Here is a 16,301-nt window from a genome sequence, read left to right on the forward strand (position 1 = left end):
TAAGTTCTTCGCTGGAACCCCCGTTGCAGAGCCTCTCTCCGGCATCAGCCGGCAGGATGAATGATTGACGTCAAAATGATGGCCAATTAACATGTTGATATCATTTTGACACTAATGCGTCTCGAGGGACCGAACATGTACTCACCCGCCCTCGCGGGGAGGTTGTGCCTGGCTTTGCTGTGCTTGACTCCGCTACACCTCGTTCATGCCGCTCCCACCCCCGGTGACACCGACCTGATCCGCGAACGCCAGGATCGCCTGCTCGAAGAGCAGCGCCGGCGCCTGGAAGAACTCAAGGACCTGCCCGGTAAAGAGGCCGCCCCCACGGCGCCGACCGCGCCTGTCGACACCCGCTGTTTCCCGATCAAGGACATCGAGCTCAAGGGCGCTGACAGCCTGTCCGCCGCCGAGCAGGCGCGCCTGCTCAAGCCCTATATCGGCCAGTGCCTGGGTGTCAGCCAGCTCAACGAGCTGCTCAAGGTCATCACCGACCACTACCTCGAGAAGGGCCTGGTGACCAGCCGTGCCTACCTGCCGCAGCAGGACCTGTCTGGCGGCCACTTGAAGGTGCTGGTGGTCGAGGGCCGGCTCGAAGGCTTGAAGGGAGCCGAGGGCAGCCGGCTATCGGAGCGCGAGTTGGCCATGGCCTTTCCCGGCCAGGTCGGCGAGCGGGTCAACCTGCGGGAAATCGAACAACTGGTGGACCAGCTCAACCGCCTGCCGTCGAACCAGGCGCAAATGGAACTGGCCCCCGGCAAGGAGGTCGGTGGCAGCGAGGTGCTGGTCAAGAACACCCCGCAGAAGCCTTGGCGCGCCGGCCTGTCGCGCAGCAACGACGGCCAGCGCAGCACCGGCGAGCAGCAGTGGGGCACCACCTTCGACTGGGACAGCCCGTTGGGGCTGGCCGACCAGCTGATGTTGCGCGGTGGCCACGATGCCATGAGCGACCACCAGCACACCTCCAACAACGCCATGCTCTATTACAACCTGCCCTGGGGCTGGTGGAACTTCAGTTACACCTACAGCCAGAGTGAGTACCGCTCCCAGGCCCAGGCCAATGGTTTCAGCTTCAAGCAGACCGGCGACAGCCAGAACCACCAGTTGCGCGCCGAGCGGGTGATCCTGCGTGATGCGGTGAGCAAGACCTCGCTGAATGCCGGCCTGGCCTACCTGCGCACCAATAACTTCATCGAAGACAGCAAGCTGGCCTTGAGCAGCAATCGCCTCAGCGAAGCCCAGTTCGGCATCAACCATGGCCGGCGCATCGGCGGTGCCTTCGTCAACCTCGACCTGGGCATGCAGCACGGCATTGGCGCCTTCGACGCCCAGGACAATGGCCACCCGGGACCCGGCGAGCCGAATGCGCGCTACCGCAAATACACCGCCACCCTCAGTTACCTGCAGCCGTTCAAGCTGTGGGGCGAGTCGTTCAGCTTCAGCAGCCTGATGACCGGCCAGCGCAGCGAAGACGTGCTGTTCAGCCCGCAGCGCACCAGCCTGGGCGGGCAGTCGTCGATTCGCGGGTACAAGGATCAGTCGCTGTCCGGCGACAGCGGCGGGTACTGGCGCAACGACCTGCGCTGGAGCCGTCCGGTGACCTGGGCCTGGCTACAGCCACTGTTCACTGAGTACCGCAGCAGCCTGGGCTACGACCAGGGCGTCATCCGTGGCGATCGCTACAACGGTGAGCAGCACGGGCGCCTGTCGAGCAACTCCCTGGAGCTGTTCGCCCGCGGCCGGCACCTGGCGACCAGCGTGACCTTCGCCCATTCCCTTGAACGCCCGGATGTCCTGAGCGAGCGCGAAGCGCCGATCTACTTCCGCCTGGATTTCTTCCTCTGATTCGCGTTTTTCCGAGACCTTCGACATGGATGTTCGCCAATTCGCTTTCCTGGCCCGCCAGCCTTCTGCTGTCCTGAAAACCCGCGAGCACTTCTGCGGCCTGCCCAAGCGCGGCCTGGCGTTCATCCTGGCCAACGCCATGTTCTGGCAACCGCTGTGGGCTCAGGCGGAAGGCATCGTGGTCAGCGCGCCGGGCACCAGCCTGGGCCAGGCGGGCAACGGCGTACCCATCGTCAATATCGCCACGCCCAATGGCAGCGGCCTGTCGCATAACCAGTTCCACGACTACAACGTCGGCCAGCAGGGGCTGATCCTCAACAACGCCACCGACCGCACGCAAAGCACCCAGCTGGGCGGGATCATCGTCGGCAACCCGAACCTCAAGGGCGTCGCGGCGCAAACCATCCTCAACGAAGTCAACGGCGGCAGCCCGAGCCAGCTGCGCGGCTACACCGAAGTGGCGGGGCAGTCGGCCCATGTGATCGTCGCCAACCCCTATGGCATCAGCTGCAACGGCTGCGGCTTCATCAACACCCCGAAAGCCACCCTGACCACCGGCAAGCCGGTGATCGAAAACGGCCAGCTCAGCCGTTACCAGGTCGATCAGGGGCAGGTGACCATCGACGGTGCGACGCTCAACGCCAGCAACGTCGACCGCTTCGAAATCATCACCCGCAGCGCCAAGATCAATGCCGAGATCCAGGCGAACAACCTGACCATCGTCACCGGCCGCAACGACGTCGATGCCCGCACCCTGAACGCCACGGCCCGCGCCGACGACGGCAGCGCCAAGCCGGAACTGGCGATCGACTCCTCGGCCCTGGGCGGCATGTACGCCGGGGCGATCAGGCTGGTGGGCACCGAGGCCGGGGTCGGGGTAAAACTCGACGGCAAGTTGATCGCCAGCGGCGGCGATATCCAGCTCGATGCCAATGGCCATCTGAGCATGGTCGACGCCTCGGCGGCCAATGGCGCGGTCAAGGTCAAGGCGGCCAGCCTCCAGGCCCAGGGCCCGATTTACGCCGGCACCGCCCTCAACGTGCAGACCCAGGGCGACCTGAACAGCCAGCACAACCTCGCCGCGCGCGACAGCATCAGCCTCAGCGCCGGAGGGCGACTGAGCAACAGCGGCATCATCGAAGTCGGGGTCAACGCCGATAACAGCCGCAATGCCAATGGCGATGTCAGCCTGAGCGCGCAGAGCCTCAATAACAATGGCAAGAGCGTGATCGCCAGCCGCAATCTGAGGGTGAACGCGGCACAGGCGCTGAACAACCAGGGCGGGACCTTGAGTGCGGGGCAGAGCGCCAACGTCAGCGCCGCGACCCTGGATAACCAGAACAAGGGGCGGGTGCTGAGCAGCGGTAGTCTCGAACTCACGGCCGGTCAGGTGCTCAACGGCCGGGGCCTGATCAGCGGCGACGGCAACCTCAGCGCCACATTGGGCCATCTGAATAACCACGATGGCGAAGTCTCCAGCGTCGGTATCACCACCCTGACGGCCAACAGCCTGGACAACAGCGGCGGTCAGGTCACCGGTGACGTGGCGTTGAACATCGGCTTGATCGGCGCCCTGAACAACCAGGGCGGTGTCCTGGGTTCCGCCAAGCGTGTGAGCATCAGCGCCGCCAGCCTGGATAACAGCCATGCAGGCAGCCTGGCCAGCGATGGCAGCCTGACCACGCGGATCGCGGGCCTGTTCGATAACCAGAGCGCAGGAGACCTGGGTGCCAAGGGCGTAGTGGACCTGCAGGCTGGTAGTCTCGACAACCGTGGCGGCAGCCTGACCGGCAAGGATCGCCTGAGCCTGGACACGGCTTTGCTGGACAACCGCGCAGGCAAGGTACGCACCGACAAGCACCTGCAACTCGATGTGCGCCAGCTCGACAATCGCGACAAAGGCGTGATCACCAGTCAGGCAGGGATCGGCCTGACCGGTACCCGCCTGGACAACCGCGGCGGCTTGCTCAGCGCCGTCGGCCCAGTGACGCTCAAGGCTCAGAACGTGCAAAACGCCCTGGGGCGGATCGCCAGCCAAGGCGATGTACATGCGACCGTCGACACCTTCCAACAGCAGGGCGGCACCCTGGTGGCGCAAGGCAACCTGACGCTGATCGGCAGTGTTCTCGACAACCGGGACAACAGCCTGGTCGCGGCGACAAAAGCGCTGAAACTAGAGGTTCAGGGCATCGACAACCGCGCCGGAAAACTGTCCAGCGGAATCACCACTGAAGTTGACGGCCAGCAGCTCGACAACAGTGACGGCGGCAGAGTCCTGGCCGGTAGCGATCTGGAGCTGAAGGTTGGCCGTCTTATCAATCAGAGCAAGGGGTTGATCCAGGGCAAGGGCACCACGACGCTGAACAGCCAGAGCCTGGATAACACCGATGGCGAGATCGACAGCCACAACGGGCTGGAGATCACCCTGGCCGGTGGGCTCGACAACACCCGCGGGCTGGTCCGCAGCGACCGCCCCCTGACCCTGGGCACCAGCAAACTGACGAACACCGCCGGCCGTATTGAGAGCGTGGAAGACCTGTCGATCACCAGCCGTGGCGAACTGCTCAATCAGGGTGGCTCCATCAAGTCCGAGAAGGGCCTGACTGTCGCCAGCGGCCCTCTCGATAACAGCCAGAAGGGCCTGCTGTCCGGCAAGCACGCCACGCAAATCACCGCGACGACCTTCAACAACAGCCAGGGTGGAAGCCTGCGCAGTGAAAGCAGCCTTGGCCTGATCGCCACCCAGGTCAATAACGCCGGTGGCAGCATCAGCAGCGCACAGGACCTCACGGCCAGCGTGACCGGGCTCGATCAGCAACACGGGGAGCTGTTCAGCGAAGCCGCCCTGAGCCTGGACCTGAACAACGGACAGCTCAATAACCAGGGCGGCTACATCCATGCGCCGGGAGCCCTGCTGCTCAAGAACCTGAAGGGCGTCGACAACCGAAAGGGTGAGATTTCCAGCGCCCGGGCTTTCAGCCTGGAAGCGCAAAGCCTGGACAACAACGGTGCCAAGCTGATCAGTGACCAGGGGCTGACCCTGCGTATCGCCGAGGCCCTGAACAACGTGAAGGGCCTGGTCAGCGCCAGTTCCCTCGACAGCCACAGCGCCAGCCTGGACAACACTGATGGCGTGCTCGGCACGACCGGCGACTTGGACCTGAAGGTCGATACGGTTTTCGCTAACCAGCGGGGCACCGTTGTCGCCGACGGCGCGTTGCTGCTCACCGCCGCCAGCCTGGACAACCGCGCTGCCGATATCTCCGGCAAACAAGATGTGACCGCTCGGATCGGCACCCTGGACAACCAGGGCGGCAAGTTGATCGCCACTGGCGTGCTGGACCTGACGGGGGCGAGCCTCGATAACCGCCAAGGCGGTCTGGTAGGGGCTACAAAAGCGCTGAAACTCAAGGTCGATACGCTCGATAACCGAAGCGGCGAGCTTTCTACCCAGGCCGGCCTGAGCCTGACAGGCAAGCAGCTGGATAACAGCGACCAGGGTCTGGTCGAGGCCCATGACACGCTGACGCTCAAGGTCGATGAGGTGATCAACCAGGCTGCCGGCTTGATCAATGCGCTGGCCGAGCTGACGATCACGGGCGGGCGTATCGATAACCGCAGTGGGAAAATCAAAAGCCAGCAAGGCCTGGACCTCACACTCAAGGGCAACCTGCAAAACAACCAAGGGCTGATCGATAGCCAAAGCACCCTTGATGTGGCCGCGGCAGCCCTGGACAACAGCGACGGTCGTCTCATGAGCGCTGCTGAGCTGGACCTCGGCGCTCGTGGCGCCTTGACCAACGTGGGCGGCAAGCTGGTGAGCGAGGGGGGCGTGCAGTTGCGCAGCGCCAACCTGGACAACAGCCACAAAGGCGTGATCAGCGGCAAGGGCGCGGTACAGGTCACCACCGGCGACTTCGATAACAGCCAGGCCGGCAGCCTCGACAGTGGCGACACCCTGGACCTGACGGCGGCAAAACTGACCAACGCGGCCGGGCGCATCGGCAGTGACAAGGCACTGACCGCGAAGGTCAGCAGCCTTGAACAGCAGGGCGGCAGTCTGTTCAGCAACACCAGCCTGAGCCTGGACCTGAACCATGGCCGGCTGAACAACCGGGACGGTTTCATTCACGCGCCGGGTGCGCTGCTGCTGAAAAACCTCAGTGACGTTGACAACCGCAACGGCGAAATCTCCAGCGACGCGGCCTACGAACTCAACGCCAAGAGCCTGAACAACGATGGCGGCCAACTGCTCGGTAACCAGGCGTTGACCCTGCGTATCGAACAGGCGCTCAGCTCCATCAAGGGCAAGATCGGTGCCGCGGCGCTGGAGGTAGAGGCCGCCAGCCTGGACAACAGCGCCGGTGCGTTGACCAGCCGCTCGGGGCTGAAACTGACGGTACAGGGGCCACTGACCAACCAGGACCAGGGGCTGATCAACGCCATCAACGGCTTGAGTATCGCCAGTGGTGACTTGAACAACCGTCACGGTTCCGTGCTGGCGGGTGACTGGCTGAACCTGTCGGCCAAGGCGCTGAACAACACGGACAGCGGGCTGATCAACAGTAAAGGCGCGCTGGAGTTGACCGCGCACCAGTTGGACTCGAGCGATGCCGGCGAAGTGTCGGCCAAGGGCGACATGAACCTCAAGATCACGGGGCTGACGCAGCGTGGCGGTCGCCTGTTGGGCGACGGCGCGGTGACCCTGGACCTGGCCAATGGCGATCTCGACAACAGCCTCGGCCGACTGAATGCCAAAGGCTTGTTGAGCATCAAGCAACTGCAGGACCTGAAGAACCAGCAGGGGACCCTGTCCAGTCGCCAAGGCTTCACGCTGACGGGCCGCACCCTGGATAACACCCAAGGCAAGTTGATCAGTGAGGCGGCGCTGGGTGTCGTGTCCGGCCAGTTGCTGAATGCCAATGGCCTGGTGTCGGGGATCAAGGGCCTGACCGTCGAGGCGGGGAGCCTGGACAACCGCAACCACGGGACGCTCTCCAGCAAGGAGGGCAACCTGGCCGTTGACGTCAGTGGCGCCCTGCTGAACAGCGGCGCCGGCGCCCTGGCCAGCAATGGCACGCTCAAGCTGAGCGCTGCGAGCCTGGACAACAGCGGCGAAGGGGTGGCCTCCAGTGTCGGCGGCCAGACGCTCACGGTCGCCGGCCTGCTGAATAACGCGGGCGGCGGTCTGCTCGACAGTGGTGCCACCCTTGATCTCAAGGCGGCAACCTTGAACAACAAGGCCGGCAACCTCAGTGCGTTGCAATCGGTCGATCTGCGCGCCGGCAGCCTGGACAACAGTAGCGGCAGCCTGGCGACCAAAGGTGCCCTGACCCTGGACGTGGCGGCCAGCCTGGACAACGTCCTGGGTACCCTCAGCAGTGACGGGGCCTTGCTGCTCAAGCGCGCGGCCCACGTCGATAACCGCGGCGGCAAACTGATCGGCCAGGATCTGTTGACCTTCAACGCCGACAGCCTGGACAACCGTGACCACGGCACCGTGGCGGCCAACCGGCAAGCCACCCTGACTGTCGCGGGAGCTGTCCAGAATGCCCAGGGCGGTTTGATTTACAGCCGTGATGCGGGCCTTGAGCTGAAGGCTGCCAGCCTCGACAACAGCAAGGCCGCGGTGCAAAGCCAGAACGGCCTGACGCTGAATATCAGCGGCGACTTCAACAACCAGGGCGGCAAGGTCATCGGTCAGGACGGCGCGGTCAGCATTACCGCGGCCAACCTCGACAACCGTGGCGGGGTGCTATCGAGCCTCAAGGGCGCGCTTGAAACCCATATCAGTGGCGTGCTGCTCAACGGTTATGACCTGAATGACCAGCGCCAGCGTGGCGTGATCGAAGCCCAGCGCTTGAACCTGCGTGCCTTGGCCGGGCTGAACAACAACGGGGGGCGCATTGCCGCGCGCCAGGGCGATGTCATCGTCAACACCGCCGGCTTCGACAACCGCAATGGCGGGCTTTACGCCAGCGGCCAGCTTGGCGTCACCGCGACTACGTTCGACAACGGCGGTGACAAGGGCGGGCAGGTTGCCGGTCAAGGCATCGATCTCGGCTTGAGCGGTGCATTGAACAACCGCCTGGGGGTTATCGAGAGTGACACCGCGCTGCTCATTCGCGCGGCCAGTATCGACAACGCTCAGGGTCAGCTACGGGCCGCCGGGAGCGGCGGCAAGAGCCTGTTCCAGATCGGCGGCTTGCTGGACAACCGTAACGGTCGCATCGAAGTGGCCAGTACCGACCTGGGCCTCGGCGCGACGAGCTTGCAGAATGCCGGCGGCGCCCTGCTGCACTCCGGCAAGGGGCAATTCGATATCTCGATGGCCAACGTCAGCGGGGCGGGCGGCACCCTGGTCACCCAAGGGGGGCTGACCCTCGCGGCCGATTCGTGGAGCAACACCAGCGTGATCCAGGCCGGACGCCTGAAGGTCAACGTCAACAACTTCTACCAGAGTGCCGGCGGCCAGTTGCTGGCCTCCGACAGCTTTGAAGGCGGTGGCGGCAACTGGAACAACGATGGCCTGATCGCCAGTGACGGCAGCCTGAGCCTGCAACTGTCCGGCGCCTACGGTGGCAACGGGCGACTGACCAGCCTGGGCGACATGAGCTTCGGCGCCGCCCAGCTCGACCTGCCAGGCGCCGCGACTATCACCGGGGGCGGCAACACGCGGATCAATGTCGGCGGGGTACTCACCAATCGCGGACGCCTGAGCTCCACCCAGGGGCTGACGGTCAATGCCGGGGCGATCAATAACTATGGCTCCCTCGGCAGCGCCGGGGCCCTGACCCTCAATGCCGGGACGCTGCTCAATACCGGTGTCAGCGATGCCGAGCACAGCTCGATCTTCAGCGGCGGCGACATGCAGTTGCTGGGCAACACCTTCAGCAATCGCTATGCCGACGTTTTCAGCATGGGCAGCCTGCTGGTGGCCGCCAATGCCGGGCAGGTCCAGTCGAGCCTGCTGGAAAACCGCTCCGGCACCCTCGAAAGCCTGGGTGACATGACCATTCGCGCCATGACGGTGAAGAACGTCATGGACATCCTTACCTACTCGGAACACGAGAAGTACTACGCCGCAATCACTGAGTTGCCGTGCGGCCCCTTTGGGGTATGCCATGTCAAGAAGCATGGCAATCGGCGTAATGCGGTCTGGCAGCTCACCGAGCGTGATCGCCTGCAGGTGACCGCCAGTACGGCGGCCTCCAGTATCTCCAGCGGCGGGCAGCTGGACATCGGTGCCCAGGAGCTGAGCAACGAAAGCAGTTTTATCGCCTCCTCCGGCAACCTGGCGATCAACGCCGTCAGCATCAAGAACCAGGGGGTGGTGCCCCAGGACATTGAAACCACCACCATCAAATACAACCATGTGGATGAGTACCAAGGTGCGGTCGCTGCGGTGGCTGCCTTCAATGCCCGAAATGGCACCAAGCCGTCTGCTACCTTCGAAGCCGACCTGGCGCGGTTCAATGCCCTGATGACCGGTACTCGAAAACTGGCGGGTGGTGGTACCAAGGCTCTGGCAAGCAGCGACGGCAAGCGCTTCGACGCCATCATCCAGTCCGGCGCCAGCGTCCAGCTCAACGCTTCGGAGAAGATCGACAACGGCGTGGTGCGTGGTTACTACGCCTATGTCGGCGGCGGCAAGAAGACCGGCGACACTTCGACGGGCAGTCAGTATTCGACGCCGATCTATATCAACTCGCAATTGCCGCCGGATCTGGCCAAGCAGCAGGTCAACCCCTTGGCCCTGCCAGGCTTCACGTTGCCGGTCGGGCAACACGGCCTGTTCCGCCTGAGCAGCGAAGGAGCCGGCGACACCGCGGCGACCCAGCGCAACCCGGCACCGATGGACTGGAGCATGGGCAGCATCAGCCTGAGATTCGCCGAGCGCGAGCAGAACCTGGCCCAGAGTCAGGCGCGGGCGCTCCAGGTCGATTCGCTGGCCCCGGTGGCCCCGGTGGCCGCGACTGAGCGCAAGCTGGCGCAGGTTGGCGCGGTGCAGCCTGGTGTCGATGCCAGTCTGCCGATGATTAGCGTCACGACCCCGACGGACAGTGGAACGGCTACTCAAGGGCCGGTATACAGCCGTACCCCGGCGCAACAGGTGCAAGGCAGCATTGTGCGGGTCCAGGGCATCCCGATGCTCGACAATCCCCCTCAAGCGCACAAATACCTGGTTGAAACCAACCCGGCGCTGACCAACCTGAAACAGTTCATGAGCTCGGACTACCTGCTGTCGAACCTGGGTTACAACCCCGACAACAGCTGGAAACGCCTGGGCGACGGTTTCTACGAACAACGGCTGATCCAGCAGGCGGTGGTCGCCCGCACCGGCCAACGTTTCATCGATGGCCAGGACTCCGACGAGAAACTGTTCAAGTACCTGATGGATAACGCGCTGCAGAGCAAGCAGCAGCTCAACCTGGCGATCGGCACCTCGCTGACCTCCGAGCAGGTCGCGGCCCTGACCCACGACATCGTCTGGCTCGAATCGCATCAGGTGAATGGCGAGAACGTGCTGGTGCCGGTGCTGTACATGGCCCACGCCAACAATCGCCTGGCCGCCAACGGCGCGCTGATCGCCGGGCAGGACATCAGCCTGATCGCCGGCAAGGACCTGCTCAATGCCGGCACCCTGCACGCCACCAACAACCTCTCGGCCAAGGCCGGCAACGACCTGGTCAACAGCGGGCTGATCGAAGCCGGCAATCGCCTGGACCTGCTGGCGGGCAACAACCTGGTGAACAAGGCGGGCGGCATCATCGCCGGTCGCGATGTGAGCCTGACTGCCCTCAACGGCGACCTGGTCAACGAACGCACGGTCACCAGCCACCAGAACAGCGGCGGCGATCTGCAACAACGGCGTGACTTCCTCGACAGCGCCGCGCGTATCGAAGCCGCCAATGACCTGACGCTCAAGGCCGGTCGCGATTTCAATAACGCCGCTGGCGTACTGCAAGCGGCGCGTGACACCACCATCAACGCCGGCCGGGACGCCAACCTCTCCGCTGTCGAACAGCAGGACAACGAGACCCGGACCAACTCCCTGCACACCAGCACCAGCCAGCACGGCTCGGTGCTCACCAGCGGCCGCGACCTGACGATCAACAGCGGCCGCGACCTGTCGGCCATCGCCAGCCAGATCGACGCCAAGCGCAACCTCGCCATGGCCGCCACCGGCAACCTGACCCTGGCCTCGGCAGCGGACGAACAACACTCGTACTCCAGCTCGAAGAAGTACAAGGGCCAGTCGGACAAGGTCAGTCAGGTGGCCACGGCGGTGACCGCAGGTGGCAGCGTGGCCCTCAGTGCCGGCAAGGATCTGGAACTGATTGCCAGTCGGGTGAGTGCGGGGGATGAGGCGTATCTGGTGGCCGGTGGCAACCTGGCGCTGGAGTCCGCGGAGGACAGCAACTACAGCTTCTACAGCAAGACCAAGAAGAGCTCGTCGGGCAAGAAGAGTCGGCTTGATGAGGTGGCGAGTACGACCAATATCGGCAGCTCCGTCACCTCGGGTAATAACAGCGTGTTGATCGCTGGCAACGACTTGTTGGTCAAAGGCAGCGAAGTCGCGGCAGACAAAGGCGCTGCCCGGCTGACGGCGGGTAATGACGTGCAAATCCTGGCCGTCAGCGACTCCAACAGTGCGCGCCACGAGAGCAGTAAAAGCAAAAGCAGCTGGGGCGGCCTGAAGGCCAGCAAGGTCCAGGACAAACTGGCGGAAACCCAGACCAAGGCGGTCGGCAGCATCATTTCCGGCAACACCGTGGACGTGGTTGCCAAGCACGATGCCACCGTCACCGGTTCCGCGCTGGTCAGCACCAAAGACCTGAGCGTTCAGGCCGGCAATGACCTGACCATCGATGCGGCCGAAAACACCTTCACCCGCAGCGAGCTGCACAAGCAGAAAAACCGCGACCTGATGGGCGTACTCACCGCCAACAACCTGGGCGTGGACGACATCACCGGTAACCAGCACCTGTCGATCAGCAGCAGTAATCACACGGGCAAGGCGGCGCAAACCACCTTGACCGGCAGTACGGTGGGTTCGAGCGAAGGCAACGTGAGGCTGGAGGCCGGACGTGGGTTGAAGGTGGTGGCCAGTGATTTGGTTAGTACCAAGAACATGTACCTGACCGGTGCTGACGTGACGATTGCCGCTGGCACTGAAACGGCCACACAAAGCAGTACCGACAGCTCGAAGAGTCTTGCAGTGGGCCGGGTAGTCGGTGGCATGGTGGTCGATACGTACAAGAGCATTCGCAATGATGTACGTGCGGCCAGGGATGCAGATGATAGTCGTTTGAAAGCGGTCAAGGGGGCGCAGGCATTGCTCTCTGCCTACAACGCGGCCGACAGCTTCAGCGCCGATGCGGCGAATCAATCCCAAGGTAAGCCAGCCAACAGCAGTGGTTCGCTTATCAAGATTGGGACCGAGTTGGGTTCGACCCGGAGTAAAAGTACCAGCGAGTACAGGAGTGAAACGGCCAAGCAATCGAGCTTGACCAGCGGTGCGGGTCTGGTCATTTCGGCGGTAGGGGACGCGCCGGGTAGCCGGGGCGATATTCATGTCGTGGGTAGTAGCCTCAAGGCAAAAGATACGCTGTTGATGGCGAAAAACGACATCACTCTGGAAAGCGCGCAGGACCGTGCGCAATGGGATAACCAGAACCGCAACAGCAAGACCAGTATCGGCGCCAGTTTCAATATTGGTGATCAGAACGGCTTCACTCTGGATCTTGGTGCACAGATGGCCAAAGGCATGGGTAAGGGGCACTCGGTTACCCAGGTCAACAGCACCGTGGATACCGGCTTGCTCATGCTGAAAAGTGGTCAGGACACCACCTTGGCCGGCGCCCAGGTACGGGCCGATACCATCAAGGCGGATGTGGGAGGCAATCTCAATATCGTCTCCCGGCAGGACGAAGCTGATCAGAAAAACCGACAGACGAGTGGAGGTTTCGGCGCCAGCATCTGTGTACCGCCGTTCTGCTACGGCTCCATAGTGACCGCCAGCGGCAATATTGCTGGCAGCAAGATGAACAGCGATTACCAGGCGGTGACTGACCAGACCGGACTCTATGCAGGTAAAGGGGGATACGACATTTATGTCGGGGCCAATACCCAGCTGCAAGGCGCGGTGATTGCCAGTGAAGCCAGTGCCGACAAGAACCATCTCGATACAGGTCGCTTGATCGTCAGCGACATCAAGAACACCAGTGAGATCAAAAGCCAATCGGCCAGTCTGAGTGCTTCTTACACCAGTACCAAGTGGGACAAGCCGGGCGGACCGCAGACGCCGGACAGCGAAAGGAAATGGGCACACTCGGAAACCGGTGGCACCCTGCCGCTGGCGCTCAAGGAGTCTGATCACAGCAGCACTCGCAGTGCCATCAGCGAGGGCACCATCACGGTTCGTGATCCAGCGGGCGCCCAGGATCTGGTGGGGCTGAATCGCGATACCAGCAATGCGAATCAGCATCTTGACCGGCCGGACGAGAAGAAAATGCAGGAGCGCATGGACCTGATCCAGAGTTCTGCGCAGCTAGCGAGTACCACCATCAATCTGATAGCTAAAGCCAAGGCGGATTCCGCTAAAGAGCTGCTAAGCAAAGCCAAAACTTCTGAAGAGAAGGAGAAGGCCAACACGGCCCTTGCGGATGCTGCTAGCTGGAGCGTCGGTGGTGACAAACGCATCATGGCTGACATTGCCTCGGGCCTGATTGCGGCGGGCCTCGGAGGTGTTGGTGGCACGACTGCAGTTGGCATCGTTGCCAATACCACGGCCAATGACACCTTCAAAAAGATTGGTGATTACGCCGATGCACAGAAGCGCAATGCTACCGAAGACATCAGCCGAGCGGCATGGGCTGAAGGTGGCGCTGCCCGGGTATTGCTTCACGCCTTGGCCGGTGCTGCGATGGGGCTGTCGAGCGGCTCTGTACAGAGCGGTGCGTTGGGAGCGGGAGCGTCGGCGGCGCTGATGCCTGCGATTGCAGAGGCCTTGGGCAAAAGTGGTATTGAACAGAGCAATCAGGAAGCTATTGCAACACTCATCGCCACGGGGCTTGGAGCATCGGCCGGATCGCTGGGAGGTACTGCCGGAGCAATCGCAGGTGGCGGTAGCGGGGCAGGGGTCGAGGTTAATAATCGCCAGCATCATCGTGATCAAGAACTTCCGCTGCTGAAGAAAAAAGCCGAGGAGCTGGAGCAGACACTGGGCAAACCGAAGTCTGACGCCCTTTGGGAGGATCTGCTCCTCCTCGCCAGTGGTGAAAAAATTGACGCAGTTGAAAAAGCGCGCTTGGAAGCCTTGGTTGAGAAGTGGGGGAGTGACCCGACCACGGATTGGTTCAAGCGCGATCTGGATGTTGCAAAAAACGCCGTAAAACAGTTGGTGGATCAAAAAATCCCGCTGACTTGGGCAGATGGCAAGCAGATCATTGCCTATGGTAACCCTGTCTATGCGTTCGCCTCGACGCCAGAGCAGTTTAATGACTCAGGTTTGTTCAACGGCCTTGGAAAGGGTTATTACGGCGAACTGACGGCGGCCGAAAAATGGAAGCAGTATGGGAAAGCTCAGGCTGAGGCATACAGCAAGGAAATCCTGGATTTCTCGAGTAACAACCTAGCCTCGAAAAATGCCGCTGATCGGATATTGACGCTGGCGGTGAAGAATACGGAGTCGGTGAGTATTATCGACGATGTCATCCTGTCGCTGGGTGGAGTGGTCGGAGGTAAGGCTACTCTCAAGACGATATTGGAAGCTGTAGCGGAAAGGCGGGCGGCGAAGAAGGTTGCGGCGGCGGAAGCTGAGAGCCTTGGTGCCAAAGGTACTGGAGGGGTAATAAGTGAGCTTGAAAGAGAAATACCTGCAACCTCAGCTATTGCTCGTGAGGGATTGCGTAATAATCTTGCTGCGCAAGTCGGTATACCTCGCAATATTGCCGAGGCTCCTACAAGTGTTTGGGGTAAGTCGATAGATGATCTTAAACAGTCATTTCTCCTAGACCGTTTTATTGTGACGTCTTCAACTAAAAGCGGTACCTCTGGTAATGCCCAGGTATTTAAAGTTAGCTCTAGTGATGGTGGGGTTTCTAAAATTGTAGAAGTGCAATATAGTCCGTCAACTGCTGGCGCTGTTAAACAGTCAACGCATATAGGTGAATATTATAAGTTGACCTATGCGGATGGTAGTAAAATCAAGATTGTTGAGCCTGCCACATATCGGCCAACTTTTGAGAGGGGACAGCCTGTTTATGATAAAAATACGGTTTACCTGAACCCGCAGGGGCAGAATGTTAAATTTGACGCTTCGCAAAATTTATGGACGCCTCAATGACAAGCACTAACTGTTTTATTATCTCGTGGTCGGCTCCGGTCGTTCCATCTCATTCACTTGCAGGAATCCCGTTGGGTGCGCATGTGGAAGACTTTGAGAGAAGTCTTAGTAAGTATGTTATTGATGAGGTGGAAGGTTTATATCGGTTTGTTGGTTCTCCAGTTTTGAGGATGGAGAAGAGATTTGATTCAAGTGGGGATGGTGGATATGGATTTTATGTCGTTGATTTAGAGCTGACGAATTGGCGTCTGTACTATGATAGCAAAAGTCATCCTGGTGTTGAAACGCGAGCGCTTCACGTACTTACTAGTGGATGGAAAATCCATGCTATTAAAGCGTGGATGTTTGAGTGTCTTAATCTGGGTGATAAGCCTGTCAATTCATATCAAGGGGAGTTGTCAGGAGGCATTGGGCTTGGGAGTTATGTGCGGGAATTATTGCCATATACAGGGTTGGAGTTTGATGGTGCTGAAGAGTGGTTTTACACTGATAAAAATTATGGTGGCTTAGAGGTTAGTGGCTGTGGAGGAGATCTGAATGATGCACCAGATCAGGTTATTATGTCTTTGGCAGTAATTAAAGAGTCCCCTTTTTCTTAGGGGAGCTCCGTTTTGCCGTAATCGACAAGCAGTCTTATGTCCTCCATCGCTGCTTGTATGTTGGGAAAAACTAACGCTCAGAATATAAAGACTATATTCTTCCAAGGTTCTGATGGGGTAGTTGTCCGATTTTACCGGCCTTCTGGAGGGGACTAGCTGTGCCAAAGTATTCTTGTGTATGCGGTTACGTTATGAACCTTTCCCAAGAGTGGTCAGACTACGAGCTGACTTTAATTTCTGAGTCGACGATAGAGAGAATGGGGGAAAGATTGGATAATGGAGGTGAGCTCTCTTCTGATCAGCGATATGAGGCTCTTGATGAAAGAGCTATTACGGTATATCGATGTCCAAACTGTAGAAGATTGCACTTAGAAGAGGGGTAAATAAATTCACTACATATGTAGTTGAGTAAGTGCTCTCTAAAGAAACCGGCATCTGTTGGGGGGGTATTTCACTTACTTAACTAATAAGCATCCAGATGGTTCTGTAGTTGTATTTGATGTGGATGC

The 16,301-nt window shown here is 60.6% G+C and carries 3 protein-coding genes; all 3 read left to right on the top strand.

Annotated elements, in window-relative coordinates:
• Positions 1–135: 135 nt before the first annotated feature.
• Genes CXQ81_RS10015 through CXQ81_RS31020 form a run of 3 tightly spaced genes read left to right on the top strand, consistent with a single transcriptional unit; the run spans position 136 to position 15,792 of the window.
• Positions 136–1,842, top strand: coding sequence for a ShlB/FhaC/HecB family hemolysin secretion/activation protein (locus tag CXQ81_RS10015; protein WP_101337125.1), 1,707 nt, complete (start codon positions 136–138; stop codon positions 1,840–1,842).
• Positions 1,843–1,867: 25 nt separating this feature from the next.
• Entirely contained in the window at positions 1,868–15,193 is a 13,326-nt protein-coding gene (locus CXQ81_RS10020; RefSeq protein WP_256593467.1) for a hemagglutinin repeat-containing protein, read from the top strand.
• Positions 15,190–15,792, top strand: coding sequence for a hypothetical protein (locus CXQ81_RS31020; protein ID WP_157832240.1), 603 nt, complete (start codon positions 15,190–15,192; stop codon positions 15,790–15,792). The genes CXQ81_RS10020 and CXQ81_RS31020 overlap by 4 nt, the downstream gene beginning before the upstream one ends.
• Positions 15,793–16,301 lie beyond the last annotated feature (509 nt).

The sequence above is a fragment of the Pseudomonas sp. 09C 129 genome (assembly GCF_002843625.1).
GTDB classification, from domain to species: Bacteria; Pseudomonadota; Gammaproteobacteria; order Pseudomonadales; family Pseudomonadaceae; genus Aquipseudomonas; species Aquipseudomonas chlororaphis.

Excerpts from the sequence above, each read along its gene's own strand:
- CXQ81_RS10015 (WP_101337125.1), top strand. The coding sequence starts at position 136 with ATGTACTCACCCGCCCTCGCGGGGAGGTTGTGCCTGGCTTTGCTGTGC.
- CXQ81_RS31020 (WP_157832240.1), top strand. The coding sequence starts at position 15,190 with ATGACAAGCACTAACTGTTTTATTATCTCGTGGTCGGCTCCGGTCGTT.
- CXQ81_RS10020 (WP_256593467.1), top strand. The coding sequence starts at position 1,868 with ATGGATGTTCGCCAATTCGCTTTCCTGGCCCGCCAGCCTTCTGCTGTC.